11 protein-coding genes are annotated in these 16,344 nt (G+C 32.7%); all 11 read right to left on the reverse strand.

What is annotated here, in order from left to right; all coding sequences use genetic code 11:
- The 11 genes from GJU32_RS03660 to GJU32_RS03710 all read right to left on the reverse strand — a co-directional run bounded on the left by GJU32_RS03660 (position 1) and on the right by GJU32_RS03710 (position 16,314).
- The gene (locus GJU32_RS03660; RefSeq protein WP_155590568.1) at positions 1-486 is read right to left on the reverse strand and encodes a PAAR domain-containing protein; all 486 of its coding nucleotides are present in this window, start codon (positions 484-486) and stop codon (positions 1-3) included.
- Between the two features lie 11 nt (positions 487-497).
- Positions 498-4,310, reverse strand: a complete 3,813-nt coding sequence (locus GJU32_RS03665) for a phage tail spike protein (protein ID WP_155590569.1) — start codon at positions 4,308-4,310, stop codon at positions 498-500.
- A gap of 11 nt (positions 4,311-4,321) precedes the next feature.
- The gene (locus GJU32_RS03670; protein ID WP_155590570.1) at positions 4,322-4,960 is read right to left on the reverse strand and encodes a hypothetical protein; all 639 of its coding nucleotides are present in this window, start codon (positions 4,958-4,960) and stop codon (positions 4,322-4,324) included.
- An 11-nt stretch (positions 4,961-4,971) separates the two neighbouring features.
- Positions 4,972-5,628 carry a hypothetical protein gene (locus GJU32_RS03675; protein ID WP_155590571.1) on the reverse strand — a complete coding sequence of 219 codons (657 nt, stop codon included), beginning with the start codon at positions 5,626-5,628 and terminating at the stop codon, positions 4,972-4,974.
- A 2-nt stretch (positions 5,629-5,630) separates the two neighbouring features.
- On the reverse strand, positions 5,631-6,206 hold the full coding sequence (locus GJU32_RS03680) for a distal tail protein Dit (RefSeq protein WP_196426579.1): 576 nt from the start codon (positions 6,204-6,206) through the stop codon (positions 5,631-5,633).
- Between the two features lie 20 nt (positions 6,207-6,226).
- Entirely contained in the window at positions 6,227-12,520 is a 6,294-nt protein-coding gene (locus tag GJU32_RS03685) for a peptidoglycan DD-metalloendopeptidase family protein (protein ID WP_155590573.1), read from the reverse strand.
- A 186-nt stretch (positions 12,521-12,706) separates the two neighbouring features.
- Positions 12,707-13,174: a hypothetical protein gene (locus GJU32_RS03690; RefSeq protein WP_155590574.1), complete on the reverse strand. Its 468-nt coding sequence runs from the start codon at positions 13,172-13,174 to the stop codon at positions 12,707-12,709.
- A gap of 68 nt (positions 13,175-13,242) precedes the next feature.
- The gene (locus tag GJU32_RS03695; protein ID WP_155590575.1) at positions 13,243-14,241 is read right to left on the reverse strand and encodes a hypothetical protein; all 999 of its coding nucleotides are present in this window, start codon (positions 14,239-14,241) and stop codon (positions 13,243-13,245) included.
- A gap of 16 nt (positions 14,242-14,257) precedes the next feature.
- Positions 14,258-14,980: a hypothetical protein gene (locus GJU32_RS03700; RefSeq protein ID WP_196426580.1), complete on the reverse strand. Its 723-nt coding sequence runs from the start codon at positions 14,978-14,980 to the stop codon at positions 14,258-14,260.
- A gap of 47 nt (positions 14,981-15,027) precedes the next feature.
- The gene (locus GJU32_RS03705; RefSeq protein WP_155590577.1) at positions 15,028-15,570 is read right to left on the reverse strand and encodes a hypothetical protein; all 543 of its coding nucleotides are present in this window, start codon (positions 15,568-15,570) and stop codon (positions 15,028-15,030) included.
- Positions 15,571-15,837: 267 nt separating this feature from the next.
- Entirely contained in the window at positions 15,838-16,314 is a 477-nt protein-coding gene (locus GJU32_RS03710) for a hypothetical protein (RefSeq protein ID WP_155590578.1), read from the reverse strand.
- Between the last annotated feature and the right edge of the window lie 30 nt (positions 16,315-16,344).

The following is a 16,344-nucleotide window of genomic DNA, read 5'->3' on the forward strand; positions in this document are numbered from 1 at the left end:
TTAATTGGCAAACACATTATTAGATCCTTCTTGTATAGAAGCGCTGGAGTCTGCATGGGTTTTTACAGAATCACCTTTTCTAGCAAGCGGTTTACCGCTCACAAATACCCTGGAACTTCCTGTGCTTACAGAACCATTTGCGCTAAAATGTCCGCCACTGACATAAGACCAGCCACTAGGAACATTATATGAATCTTGTTCTTGTGTTTTGGCACCTGAAAATGCAATTTCCTTGCCATTCACAAAAACAGTAGGTATTCCTTCATTAATGGTGCCTTCCACAGTTGCATCGATATCTAGCTCATCGTAAGGCGAGCTAGGTGGGATTTCGATACCATAACAAACATCTCCCACCCAGTAGCCTCCAAAATACTGACCATCCATATATTCTGGAACACACTGAGGCTGATTAGGTTTCCTTACTTTAACGTGCTTACCAGCAATAGAGCTACTTATTTTATTACCTCTTACTGATACTTCAGGCATGCTAACGCTCCTTAGTTTAGATCAATACGAGTACCATTTAATTTAATGCCTGTTGCAGACATAGTCATCGTATTACTTCCAAATTTTATTTCTAAAAGTGAGTTATTCATTGTGATACTACCGCTCCCACCTTTAATTGATACTGTTCTAGGTGAATTAATTTCTATAGATTTTGTGCTTTCTGTGTTTAAATTAATAGAGTGTTTTTCACCAGTTTCATCTATATACTCAGTAAAGAAACCTTGAGGGGTTTTATATTGCTTAGCTTTATTATTGTTAGTATTATTTCCAGAACCGCTCCCCCAAATAGCAATAGGGTAGGCTTGGACTCCTGAACCCTCAAAATACATTTCATATTTAACATTTTCTGTTGAACCATTTTTGGTAATAAATCTTAAGAATTTTTGTTTAATATGAACAAAATTATCAGGGTCAATAGGGTCATAAGTTCTTAGTCTAGTAACCGTCAAATCAGAGATAAAGCTATCATCCTCATCTAATCCTTCAAGAATAGATTCATCTAATTCACCATTCATAATGAAAAGCTTTCGTGCGTACAAGTGCCCTTCTTTACTTACCCAAAATCTAGGTTCATGATTAACATCAATCGCAATACCTTCATTAGCGTTTAGGCGAATTTCCTCACCATTATTCCCATTAATAGTGATACCATCATTTTGGTCAAAGGTAATTTTTTTACCTAAGAAACCATCAACTATTTTAAGATTGTGAGTAGTAATGTCTTTTGCATAAAGCCTTCCATCAATACCTACGTAAAATTTCTTCTGACCATCGACATAAATGGAGATAGCTTCATTAGCATTTAATCTAATTTCCTCACCATTTTTTCCATAAATAGTGATACCATCTTTCCAGTCGAGAGTAATGGCATCACCTAAGTCACCATCTACAATTCGAAGATTTTTCGTTACCAATCCTTCAGCGTATAGTGTTCCGTCTTCCCATTTAGAATCTCCTAATGTGGCAAATAATTTACTAACCCATTTATCATTTTCCCATTTCTGTAACGCAAGTCCATTAGTGGCATTTAGATAAGCTCGATACTTCCCATCATTACGAACAGCGATAAAGCCAAAATCGCTCATAATGAGGTTGTTGTGATATCTGCCCATTGTGAGACCCGAATAGAATAAGGAATCCTCAATTTCTTGTCTTAGTCTAGTTGCTTCATCATAATAATTTTTAAATTTCTGCACAAAAATACCACGATTCTCAATGGGACTCGTGGATTCTGTAAGTGGATCAGTCATATCAATATTTAAGTAGGATGATTCAAGGTAACCAGTATTTATGATTTTGATATAATTGGACATGTAAGTTGTTAACTCTAAATATGCATTTTTTATTGCACTTGTCGAATACCTGTCAGTAGTAGAGTAAACGGTAGGGAAGGTTTGAGTTGCAGTATTAAAAGCACCATCAATATCTGAAACATTATCTCTCTCACTTCGTATGTATTTTTGTGCCTGTTGAAGAAGCAATTTGTAGTCTGAATGGATTTTATATAATTCTTTAATGAGCTCTAATTTTTCAAGCGTCGTTAATTTGCCATCTGCGACAATCTTGTCAAATAAACCAATATTAAAATAGTTATTTTCAGCATCTAAGATGACTTCATCAAGATTATTTACAATCTTAATATTCTCAGCAATCATGTTTCTAGAGTAGAGAGTACCATCTGTATTAGCCCATAACACCTTTTTCCATTCGTCATTATCTTTTTGGCTAACAGAAAATCCTTCACAAGTAGTTAATGCAACCCTTGTTACATCATTCCAAGACACCAGTCCAAAGCATTCATTGTCCTGAGGAATTAAGTTTCCTTGTTCATCTTTTGTATTATTAGAAACTAAGCCTAAATACATGGTTTCTTCACCACGTCGATTATAAATCGTTGTTCTCGAGCCCTGTGTTACCCAAATACCAGATTCATCTTCAATAATCAAATTAACACCAGATATGATCTTCCCAAAAATACGCTCGCCAAAAATTCCATCCTTTGAAATTGCGTGTTTCCATGACTCACCATTATCATTGGTGATAGCGAGAAATCCATTTTGTATAACAAGCCAACTTAATGGATCTTCTAAATCTCTCACAATAATGCCACGTTCGCTTATTTCTATCTTCTGGTTATAACCGGCCATGACAGCATTTTTTAATGCATCCCATTTATTATTGATAATATCATTAATGGCACCGTTGTTCTGTTCAGACAAATTCCATTTCCATTTATCCATCTGAACGATTGTAGAAGTATTGCCTGCTTTATTAAGCTGTTCTAACCAATTATTGTCTTCATCGAATTCATTTTCGATAACAACAGAAATACTTTCATTTTCAAAGTCATGCGTAATTTCAGTAATTTTGGCTTTTATATCTACTTGTAATCTATCATATCTAACTCTAATAATATCTCCTAAACTTAACTTGTCCCAATCATTTTGACATTCAACGATGGATAGAAAATCAATTAAATTCATATCTAATCTGATTTTTGGCTCCAAAAATTGTCTGAATATTTCCTTACCATCTTCCATTAAGTCCTCATCATCAACAATTGAATCATTAGTATATTCTTTTTCTATTTCAAAATCTGATAACTCGGCTAACTGCTCAACTGTAAAGTTATTTTCTCTAGTTAACTTTTCCTGTAACGCAAATAATTCATTTACGTAATCAGAAAGCTGATAGTTTAAATCTCTTATGAAAGCTTCTTGATTGGAGATCTCTGATCGTTTGGCCTCTAAACGTTGAATGATGTCTTGATGTTTTGGAGTTGAGGAATGAAAATTTGCATTGGATAAATCTAATTCATCTTCAATAATGACTCTTTGTGTATTCAGAGTACTTAGTTTTTGTTCCTCCGTTTGGATAATTGAATTTTGTGTAGTGACCATTGTGGTTAAGTTAGTAAATTTCTCTGATAAGGATTCAACCAACGCTTGATAGTCTTCTAATGCAATGCATAAACTATCTGTTAAATATTTAGAATGACTGACAACAACCCCGTTTTCACGTTTGAAAGGGTAGAGGTAGTACCTGTAATCTTCAAGATATGATTGACCTGTAGGATTTAATCGATGTATGGATAAGCCATCTTGACCATACACTTTTAAACGAGTGATTGTATCAATTGTGTTTGTCGCTAAATTGAATGACTCTAAATATTTTCCATCACGTAGGTGAAAACCTTTATCTTTACCTATATTTTCCGGTTTATAGAAATTGATTTCATATTTTACTGAATCCCATACAATTAAAGCGTTCCAAACTTTTGCTAAATCATAAATAATTTCTAAAATGTTATTTGAAGCAACCTCATAACTTCGATAAATCTCCTCGAAGGAACTGTCAACGTAGCCTAGTTTCCATTTTGTATTTACAGAAGATAAAATATCAGTAGTAATTTGAGACAATGTTTTACTGACTACTTCAAATTGTCTTATATTTTTATCACTTAATTGAACACCGAGTGACAAAGCTGTATAACTAATATACTCATCATCACTATATGATTTACTTGATTCGTTCATTAAAAAGTATTCAGTGATTTGGTCGTATTTCAATTTAAAAAGGTACCTGTTCTTTATTTTATCGATATTTTTATTTTCAAAAGGAATACCATCATCCATTAGGACAGTAGGTATCTTAAATGAAATTTCATTTAGTACCGAAACTTTAGTACTATAATTGATATCATATGCCTCACTAATTCTGGCAATTGTTTTTTTATCAGGGCTACATAAAAATATTCTTGCATCATCTGGTTTTAAACGGTAATCTATTTCACCTAATTTCAATGTTTTTCACCTCACTCCTGCAAAAAGACATACTGATGTCTAACATTCATATCGAAATCCCCTTTTCCTTTTAGGAGATTAGATCCGACTACTAATTCCAGGTACTCATCATTATGGTCATCGTACCGATAAACACCTAGGTGCTGCCTGTCAGAAATAATATCTTCTTTTTGACAATCAATAAACACTTCTTCATTATCGATAAGATTGTCTACAACTAACGTTTGGTCTGTCATGATATTGGTTAGTTCTATACTGCCTTTTCCATTCTTTTTCTTAATCCATAGTTTTGGTTTAACAATAAAATCGCCCAAGTTTTCTAAGGATTCGCAAGGATCAAAGGCGATAGAGAAGGATTGTATATAAGGTTTTTCGTTATCTTTTTTTGCATGAAGAACAATCTTATATCTAAAAATTAAACCATCTAAATTATATCCATCTAACAAATTGTTATCATTGAAATTTATTGCTTTCCAATTGGTCCAATTCTTGTAGTCGTAAGAGAGGGAATAGAAAAACTCTATTTGTTGATGGTGTACGTTTATAATATTGGCGAGGATAGTTGTTAAATATTTTGAAGAAGCATTTGTAATTTCATAAAATTTAGATATATAAGAGCCTGTTGAGTTTATTAAAGAACCCCATTTCATTCTAAATACTCCTATTCTATTTTTCCAAAAGGTCTAAATTCACTATTCGTGCCAACCTTTTTCCAAATAATATTTTTTGCCTTTCTCCATACAACTGAATTATCAATAAATGCTGTATCGTTTTGAACAGAAGACCATTCAGGTTCAGTAGTGGAGGAGTAGCCTGCCGTCTCACAAAGATAATAATATGTCTTACTTCCATTTGTAGGGAATACCAAATCTCCTACCTCATAATTGAATTCTTTGCGCCAAATTTTTCCTGTTACCTCAGGGAATTCTTGTTGTAAGGAAGTAATAAAGGTTGGAGGGGTAGTGGAACTTTTCCCATCGACCACACATTCATAAAGGCCACCATTATCTACAGGGGGCTTTACTAAATTGCCAATACTGTAATTTTTATTTGGTAACCATTTTTTTGCTTGAATACCTTCTCTCGTGACAACCCATCCGATAAAAGAACCTGAAGCAGGTACCTTATTCCACATAATATGACCAATTGGATAATATTTATTATCACTTAGATCCTCAATAGATTGAGTAGAATCTTTTAAGTATTTTTCTAATTTACTAAAATTATTGCCATATTCAACAATGGTATTTTTTATATCATCATCTTCAAAAGAGGATTCAGTAGTAATATTTAATTTAAGTCCATTTGTTGTTTCCATATTTAAAATTCACTCCATTTTTTGATATGGGCATATTGTGCTCCCCAAGAATTATCTATTTTATCAATCGTTAAACCATTAGAAGTAACCTTTGAATTAAAAAAACTTCCTTGTTCAAAGCTTTTCATGTCGTCGTTAATTTGATAACCGGTATTAGAATTTCTAAATGCCATATTATTAAATATAAGTTCATGAGAGTAGGTATAGGGAGAATCACATCTAATAGTTAATTCTACATAACCTTGCTTTAATCCATTATGTAATAAGGCAGAATTTCCTTCTACAAGGGCGTATAATACTCTATTTGGATTATTGTCAAAAATTAACGGTTTGTAATAAGGCTGGAATAACCAGCGAGCAATCTTTCTTATATCTTGGTCATCGAGCCAATTTTCAAGATAAAAGGACAAGTTAAAAGAGAGGGGTTCATGTTCAACTTTTTGAAAATACGGTTTTTCATTATTAGCAATTTTTTTCTCAATAATTCTCCTCCTAGGGAGAAAGTTCTCTTCAAATAAACCTCCTCTCGTTGAAGCAATTTGAATACCCATATCTTTCGATGAAATGTTGTCATACATAAAATGAATAGATTCCAACATTACTTTCTCATTCCTTTCCTACGCAATAAATCATCATCAATCATTTTACTAAATCGATTTAAGTCGTTTTTGTCACCGTTCATTTTATCGATGTGGAAGTTTATCTTGATGTCACCATAAGTATCGCCAGTACTAACAGAGGATGGTTTTTGGAATGGGGCGAACTTTAGTAGGAAAGGGGATAGATTATTCATGATACTATCCATTATATTGATTGAATTAAACAAACCTTGTGTATCAGCTTTATTCAACATAATTTCTTGAGGGTGAGCAATAATAGCTTTTCCTCCTTTACCATCAATCCCAATTCCAGTCCAATTCATGAAACCGCCACTGTCAAGTGAAGCAATTTTTTTCTTCATTAATTCACGTGTTGTAGTATTTTCAATCATTTTTAAATTAGAATTAAAGAATGATTTTAATTGATTAATTTGTTCAGAAGAGTACTTATTTTTTACAGAATCAAATGTTACGTTTTCGGAGATTCGGGAATCTTCATTTCTGCCTTCTGAAGCGAGATTATCAGCTTTGTTTTTTAGAGCAATTTTTGTATTTGCATTTAAAGATGGTTCAGGTACAAGTTTCTCGTAAATAAATTTGCCTAACATAACTTTCATATCCGCATCAGATAGTTTACTTCCATTTTCTTGTGTATTGCCTGAATTCTCATTGAAAAACTGCTCAAAAAAGCTATTATATTTCCCGCCAAGCAAGTTTTTATTACTATTAAAATACTCTGATAATGAATCCATTTCTGCTTGTGTAAGAACCCTTGTGGACTCATTAAAATTAGCACCATTTTCAGTAAATCGAGAATCAGCCTTATCGCGACCCTTTGATGCTAAATTTTTTGCCATTTCACTAACGGCACTTTGATCCTGGCCAGAAACATTCGGCAAAACTCTGTCATATAAGAACTTTCCTAATAGAACTTGTAAGTCCGCGTTAGATAAGTTGCCTTTAGATGTTTGTGGATTGGAAAGATTCGATTCAAATGAACCATTATCTTTTGATATTTGACTATCATTAAATTGATTTATTAATTTCAGAGCCTCTTCTAACTCGAAAATAACATTATCACGAATTGACCTACCTACTGTTTCCATAGTACCGCTTAAATTGTTTCCTATCTCTGGTAGAGAAGCTTTTAATTTATCATGAAACTGATTGAATTCTGCCCCAACATTACTTAAATGACCAGCGACGATATCTTCTCTCAATTTAGTGAATTTGCGTTCATCATTTAGTAAATCGCTATAATGCGACTCCCAATATTCTTTTTCAAGATTAATTTTATTAACTAAATTTTCATGCTCTGACTCTTGTAACTCTATCTTTTCATTTATTTCTTCTTCTTTTGATTCTAAAGCATCATTTAACGATTCTTTACGTAAATCAATTTCTCGGTTATGGCGTTTTTCCGTAATTGTTTTATCAATCTCATCTAACTGTTCCTGTAGACTTTTCCTCTTTGCCTTCGCTTCATAAGAATTATCTAGAGCTAAAATATTTAACTGGCTCTGTACATTATTCCGTTCATTTTCTAAATCGGAAATCTCCATATCATAACTTCTTTGAGCTTCTTCTCGGTCAATGAGCCTTAGCTTATCTTCAATACTTTTTCTAAACAAGTCCATTTCTTCTTGAAGATTTTTCATGATTGCTTCATGTTTTTTATTTTCGCGCTCAATTTCCTCATCAAGTTGCTTAATATGTTCATCTCGAAGTTCTTGATAATAATCTTTATAGGCACTAATAGCTTTATCTGCAATTTTTTCGAGTTGGGCTTTTTTTGCATCTTCCTTTTGCTTTGTATAGTCTTTAATAGCTAACGTGGCATTTAAATAGCCATTATACTCATCATTGATTAATTTTGTAATTTCCTTGATACGTTCAGCAGTGATATCACGCTGTTTTAATTCCTCTAGCAAATTATCTCTAGTTTCTAAATGCTGTTGAGCAATTCTTTCTTGGGCATTAATGATAATGTTTGTATATTTCTCATAATCTGCAGAACCTTCATCAAACATTTTACGAATTAATTCAGCTCGATTTATTTCGGATTCTATATTATTTATTTTCTCATCCGATTGGGTTTTGATATTGATTAAAATATCATAATCACTATCTTGAATATCAACTTGTAATTCTTTCATCCCAATCGTTAACTCTTCAATTCGTTGCTTAGCAGATTGTAATCCATCGCCAAATACTTTATTTCCATTTACTAGATTTTTTAATTGAGTTAGTTCATAAAGATTGGCATTTTGTTTTTCCTTCATCGCATTATTAATATTCACGAGCGATTTTACATACCTAGCAGAGGAAGTATCTAATTCTTCAAGTCTAGCTTTCTCATATGCAATAACGTTATCTTGTATTTGACGTTGTTCTTCATACTTTGACATGTAGGATTCAACTTTTTTTGAACCTACATCCCAAATGGCAAAATCTATCTCACTGTTGACATTGTTCAGTTCATGTAGACGTTGCGTATACTCATCAACGACCTTTTTTGAGACAGTGCCACTCTTAATAACGCCTTCAAGATAAGCAATTTCATTTTGGTTAATTTTCTTTTTATCATTTAAAGCAGCTGTTTGTTTGTCTAGTTCTTTACGATAGGATTCTGATGTGACAGTTAGTTTCCTTAATCTGTTATCACTAGTTTCCAATAAGTTATCAATAGTTGTCTTTTTGTTTTCAAAAGAGGAAAGATAGCTATCAATTATGCCGCGCTCAAGGTCTTCTACTAAATCTTTTTGGTTTAAAATCTGTTGCTGTAAACTTACTACTTCAGATTTAGTTTGATCAATAGCTTGTTGTGTCGTGTCAACTGCATAGAATGTAGAAGATGTGACTCCATTTTTTGCATCAGTATAGTAACTTGTTGGATCTACACGTTGTCCATTAGCATTCTTCACTTCGTAATGTAAATGTGGACCTGTCACTCTACCAGAAGCACCAATATTACCTATTTGCGTTCCCACATCAACGTAATCACCAATTTTAGCGATAGCTTTATCTAAATGGGCATAAAGATGTTTGGAATTGTTAGCATCTTGTACGACAACGATATTGCCATAAGAACCATCATATCCATTTTTAATAGCATCACCACTAGCTATTATTTTGCCTGCAACATTCGCATCTAAGCGAGTTCCTTTAGAACCTGAAATATCCACACCGAGGTGGTTATCCGATTTTCCAGTAATCGGGTCTTTACGGCCTCCATATGCACTAGTGATTTTGCCAGACCAACCGTTTAGATTAGTAGTTGTAGAAGAAGTGGTGGACTTGCTTGTTATATTACCTGTTTGCTGAATTTTCCCTGAGGCAATCTGATTTTTTAAAGAAGCTTCTTGCTGTTGCATCACACTAAGTTTTTCTTTTTCAAACTGAATTTGAGTTTCTAAAGCTCTTCGATACTCACTAGAGTGTTCAGGTAGCTTAGACAGCAATCTTTGTTGTTTTTCAATTCCGAGATTTAACTCTTCTAGTTTTTGTTTGTATTTATCGGTTATATAGACTGATTGTGTTGTTGTTTTATTAGCATTATTGGTTGCTTTTTGTGAATGACCTTTAGCATCAATGAATTTATCTATTGAAGATATATTACTATCTAATTCTTTTTGATAGCTGTTCAACTCATTTGTTAAATCCTCAACTTTTATATCATTGGAAGCTTTGATCATTGAAGCTCTCATTGCTGCACGACCTTCAGCATCAGTCATTTTGGCGCCTTTATTCTGATTGTCGATAAATTGTTGTAAATAAAAATTTGATGTTAGTAGAGCTTGAATTTCACTTTTCTTAATTTCAATTCTATCTTTTGCGGCTTTAGCAGCATCCACTGTCATTTGTTGCTCTGTAGTTAATTTACCATCTCGTGCTAACTTATAAGCTTTTAATAATGTTTCGTTTGCATGGTTTTCAGCTTGAATTGCATTAATCTTTTCTTCACTTAGTTTGATTGCTTTACCGTCTTGATCAAGTAGTGATGGATAAAGAGTATTTAAGCTATTTAAAATTAAATCTCGAGAATTCAAAGTATCTACAAGATATTGTTCTTCTGCAGTTAATTTGCTTTTTTGATTTAGATTACGAATCTCTTCTTCTGTAAATCCATTTAATCGATTCGTTAACATTTCATAATTAAATAAAAGATCAGAAGTATCATTTACTCTTTTCTGTGAGACTCCTGCTAATCTTTCGTGAGAGGTAGTAAGGTTTTTAACTTCATCTTTGTAGCCTTCTACTTTTGCTTTTGCTTCAGCAAATGTTAAATTGTTAACCTTCATTTCAACAGATAAATCTTTTTGTTTTTGAGTAGTATTTTCGTAATGTTGCTTTAAAGAACCCATAATACTACCTACTTCTTTTTCACTTAAACCAAGCTTGGACAAATCAGTAGAAATACTGTTCATATTATCTTTAGTTTTATTTGCCATCGATTCAAAAGTTTCAGAAGTAGCATTCTCCATATTTTGGAACGAACCTACTATTTCATTGATAACGGAACTGGCTTTTTCATTTGAAAATAATGATGTTAAAGAATCCTGTAAATTGTCTAGGTCGTTTACATCGGCGGAAGCAATTAGCTGGGCAGCAAAACCTTCTGCATTATTTTTAACACTATCCGTCAATCTATTATTCTCGTTGATAACATCAGCCATATTAGTAATATAATCATTCTTTTGCGCTAATATTTCTCGTTTTAATTCTGCATCAGATTTTATAATAATATCTATTTGGCCTTTTGCGATAGTACTTAATTCTTTATAATAATTTGCTAGAGTTGTGTTACCATCTTTTTCAGCTTTTGATTGTAAATTATCTAATTCTTTAATTTTCTTTTCGAAATCTTCAGCAGATTTAAGGAGAGGTTTAAAATTATCATCATAAAATTTAACATCCCCTACAATGAAGGAACTGTTAGCTTGGTGGCTAAGAATTCTAGCTGCTGAATCTATGTTTGAATTATGTGAGTCCTCAAGGTCAGAGATTGACTTTTTCCGAGTATCAATATCATCATTTCGCTTATCTTGGGCTGCCAGATTAGCAATTTCTGCTTCAATAGTTTGCTGTTCTTTAAGGAGTCCAATTTTCACTCTCAAAGCATCCGCTGAACCAATAATCTTATTCCCGAATTCGTCCTCTTGAGCGACGATGTTAGGTAGAATCTCACCAAGTCTATTAGAAATTTCTTGATATTCATTCATAACAGAAGGGTCTGTATTTCCTAACGCCATAGCATTTTCTAGTTGAGAATATTTTTCTAACTGACTATCAATTTCACTGGCATTCGAAGTATAAGATTTCAATATTTCTTGTTCTTCAGTTTTTAATTCTTCTATTTTTTGTTTGGTTTTTTCTCTGTCTTCAATTATTTTATCTAAAACAAATCCGCCAACACTTAATCCAATTCCAACTAGATTAAATCCAAGCAATGCTCTACCAGTAATTGCTGTTCCCGTGCCTAAAATATCTTCACCAAGTGTTTTAAGTGTAGAGGCAAGGCCAATGCCATTCATTATGGAAGAGGCAAATGATGTAGAAGTTTGAGCCGCTTCTGCTGTATTCTTCCCAAATGTCACTATACTCTGGTTCATCTTTTCTAATTGGTTTGAAATATCGGAAATGCCCGCTATGTTTAAGCCTTCGCCAAGCTGCATATTGTTCAGTTGGGTATTTAAATCGGTGATTTGAGAAGCTAATTGTTCGAAGTCAGTAGTGTTTGCATAGGCTTTTTGGAGCTCGTAGATGTTATATAAATTAGATTCTAAAGCCTGTAAATTTTGCTGCGTTTCTTGGATGCCATAGAGTTTAAATTGATTAGTAGCGATTGTTTCCATGTCTACTTTCAATTGTGTCACTAAATTTATAAGAGAATGGAGATCGCCAGTAGGGATTTTACCCAGCTGTTTATAAAATGCGTTAACATTTATTTTTAAATCATCAAATGTTTCATTAAGAGTATCAATAGATTTTATAGAGTCAGTAAATTGCTGCTTGAAATCTTTGAAGATGGAAAGGGGAGCAGAATTTTCTGTTCCAACATTTTGCAGTTTTAAATGAAGCGTTTCTAATTGCTTCTCCAATGCTTTTATTTGTTTTCCATACTCATTAAATATTTGAGTATTAGACCCTTTAACGTCTAAGTTGATTGTTGGTTTGGGGATGTTTTTTAATTTTTTTATGTATGTAGATATATTTTGTTTCGAGACCTTGTCGTTGATTCCTAGAGCGACAAGAAGCTCTGTTGGTTTTTTTTGTTCACCACCAGTACTCAATCAATTTTCCCTCCTCATTAAATCATCCATTCTGCTACTATGTTTCAGATGGAAGCTGATTTAATTTGATTATTTTTTTTATGTGACAGTAAATATCCTAAATATTCAAATACCCTCCCAATAAGGTAGGGAGTAGTTCAAAATTTTAATATTCTTTTCGCATTATGTATTGAAATTAACAGTTTGTCATCTATGATTGAGTTCTTCTTCTAACGCTAAATATTTAATACTTAAATTTAGTCGTTTATTAATTTCATCTAAAACATTAGAAATTTCGTGGATTGTGAACATGTCCATCAGGAACAACTCATACCAGCCGATATCAACTAGCTCATTCATAGTAGCAAAATGAAGTTCAACTGATTTATCTTTTAATTCAGTTTGTAAGTCAGTGAAATGTTTAATAATTAAAAATAAAATATAATTATTTAATTCGTCATCATTGTTGAAAAAATCTAGTTTATGCTGCTCTACATAGGACATCGTATTGGATAGATCATTGATTAAAATAGTTATTTTACGCTTACTAAATTTAGGGTAGTAATAAATAAATTTTCCTTGATCTTTATCAATGAAAAATTTTTGCTTTTTATTTAATTCTTCTGCATTCCTATGGATATCTGTCAATGTTAATTTCGTCTCACGTTTTGTCATAGTACACTCCTTTACTGAGTTAAAAGTGAAAAGGGTAGAAGAATTCTACCCTTTTTAAATTAATTCATTTATACGATATCTACAATAATTTTTTCGCTGTATGTACCATCAGTTACTTCAATAATTGTTTGATCGTTGACTTTTGAAGAAGCTCCTAAAGCAACGACACCATCTGCATTGACAGTTGCAATGGATGAATCCTTTGATGTCCAAGTTAAATCAGTGTTTTGTAATAAAACATTGCTATAGCCTGCGCCACGAATACCTAATACTGAAATTCGTTGTGAATCTCCAACGATAGTGGAATCAAGAACTACATGAGATGGATTGGCAGCTAGTGCCGTAAATTGTACTTTTTCCTCTGATAAATTACGAAGTTTAATATAAGCATAATTACCTTTTTTATCGGCAAGCGAGCTACCAGCTAGGGAAGAAGAAGCTACACCTTCATGTGTCATTGAAATTTCAACAGCACCATTCGGTTTGAAGTTCGGCACTTCAATAATAACTTCCCCAGTTTTCCCGTTATTTGATCGAATATCTACGTTTAATTCCATACGAACAGCTTTAGGGAACGAGTCAGCAGAAATCTCAATTGTATCCATCATTTCCTGAACAGCATAGATAACCTGGATCTCTTTTCCAGCTAATGCAGGAACACTAATTTCTTTACCAGTAGGCGTATATTGTGTAAATGTCCCGTTTAGCTGTTCTACATGCACCATGCCGATAGGCGTCTCAGCTAATGTGCCTTTCCCAGCTGCATCGAGTAAAATAATTTCATCTGTATAGTATTCAGCTAGTTGATGATTGATTTCTGTACCATTTTGTAAAGCGATATAAGCAGTATCAAAAGCAGCATCTTCAATGGAGAATGTTAATTCCTTTTGATAGTTAAGCTCGTATACCTTTTTAGAGCCTTTCCCTGCATGAATAGCCTGTGTTTGAATTGCTTGCGTCATAGATGAATTAAGTAATGTTTTACCATTTAAAATTAATTCATTTGTTAAACGGTCAAATAAACGAACATTTGCTACTGAAGTTAAAAATTGATTTTGTTGTGACATAAAAATTACCATCCTTTTAGTTTTTATTTGTATTGGAACTAGGCTCAAGTCCTAGCTTTTTCATTTGTTGATCAAATGCTGATTTTGTTATAATGACATCTTCATTTTTCTTTGGTTCTTCAATATAACCTAACCAATGGGGGAGATCTTGGTCATTTTTAAATTCGATCATCCCTGAGTAGCGTGCATTTAGAATGGCATCGCTACTTACCATATAGTCCATGCGTGATAATCCTTTATGGAATTGATATAAAGTTAATTGTTCAATTTCATGGTAGGGTAAACTAGATTTACAATGGTAGGCAATTATTTGTTGCTCTAAATCTGCCTGTCTGGTTTTTCTTTTCGCCATAAATGCACGTGCTTCTTGTATGGCTTTTTTTGTCCCAGGATCAATAAAATCATCATCTAAGTCAATAAGATTTTGTTCACTAATAATGGTCTTGATTTTATCGAAATCTCGCTCATACAAAGTAATACCATCAATCTTCATAAAAACCATACCTTTTTCATTCATCGAAATTTGAATATCTTCGGTCTTAAAAATTAAACGGTATAATGAAATTAATTTTTCTACTATTTCATGCCCACCATCGTTTTGTGAAACGGAAATTAAAAAGAATAAGTAGGACATTCTAATTATTTCAGGCTGTTGAAAATCGTTTTTAGGTAAAAGTAAGCACTGCACAGCATCATAAAATTCATCTACATCCTTCATTTTTACAGGATAAATATTCAAACCCTTATAATTAAGAGGTTTTCCAAAAGCCCTTTTCGTGGTAATGTTCATGATCTATACCCTGTAGGTTGTTGCCCTGAGGGCATAATGTAACTCCAGCGATAACCAACAAAACCATTTGGTAAATTGGTGATGGGGAGTCCACTATGGAATCTTAAATCCCCAAATTCTTCAATGTCCTCTTGAAATAAAACCTCATTTAGCACTTCACCAAGCCAATCAATACGAAAATCAATATTATTGACAGAATCAGGTGTATAAATATCAAAATTATATTGCTGAGTGCTTGAATAGGGGTTATCTGAAAATTGATTGATGCTTTTTAGATAATTTTTTTGAGGCATCCGAGATCCTGTATATAAGCAAATTCTACAAAAGTTTGTTTCTAATGATAAATCACTAATTTTGTCACCAATAACGATTAAATTATTAAGTATAAGATCTTTCTCGGGTAATTGAGAGACATCCAATTTTGAATCGTCTAGTGGATCATCGAATTGATCTTTTGGTATGTAGTACAGCAAACGAAGAAGTTTTTCATTATTGATTAATGAGTGATAAAATTCAGTTATGTTTTTTACAATTTTCATTCTCCTTTATCCTCAGCCTCCTAAAGAAGAGTTTAATTTTGAAGGTTTCATCAATAATAATTCTTAACATTCATTTATACATACAATAGGCATCACCTTCTTTCATTTATTTATAAGGATTCATACTAGCCTAGTTAAACTGCATGCATTAAAAGTCTAAGCTACTCTATTATGAAGATGAAACCTTCATGATAGGTCTGTATAAAAAGCAGTACAGACCTATTAGAAAATTTCATTTTAAATATGTATTTTAAATTAATTCACTTATTAGATAGACTCCTCATCTAAATCCTCGATGCCAAGTGCAAGAGCTTCAAAATATGAGGTATTTGAAAATGTATTATGTCTGTTAGAGCCTTTTTTTATTTCTTTCTGTTTATAGTGGGAGAGTACATAATTATCTTGTAATTGATGAGGTGTACTTTGGTTTTTAAGTAATTTTGCTAATTCTCTCCGTCTTTTATTACGCCTTTTAGCTTCCTTAATATATTTCAAGTTTTCTTCTTCTAATAAAAGCTCTTCTCTAGTAAAATATCCTTTAGTCATATAATACCCAAGCATATCCAATAAAACGATTGTATGATGAGCTTGCGAGGTAATATTTAAATATATTTCTAAAGAAATCTCTTCTCCACCATAAACGATTTTCTCATTTTCTAAAATTGTTTGTATGTATTGAACTCGCTCTTGTATTGGAAGCTCTAGATTTAATTCAATTATCGTATGTGGTAATTGTATTTTCATATTAATTCTCCTTCTACTTATTATGGTGAC

The organism is Lysinibacillus cavernae, assembly GCF_009724685.1.
Lineage (GTDB): Bacteria > Bacillota > Bacilli > Bacillales_A > Planococcaceae > Lysinibacillus > Lysinibacillus cavernae.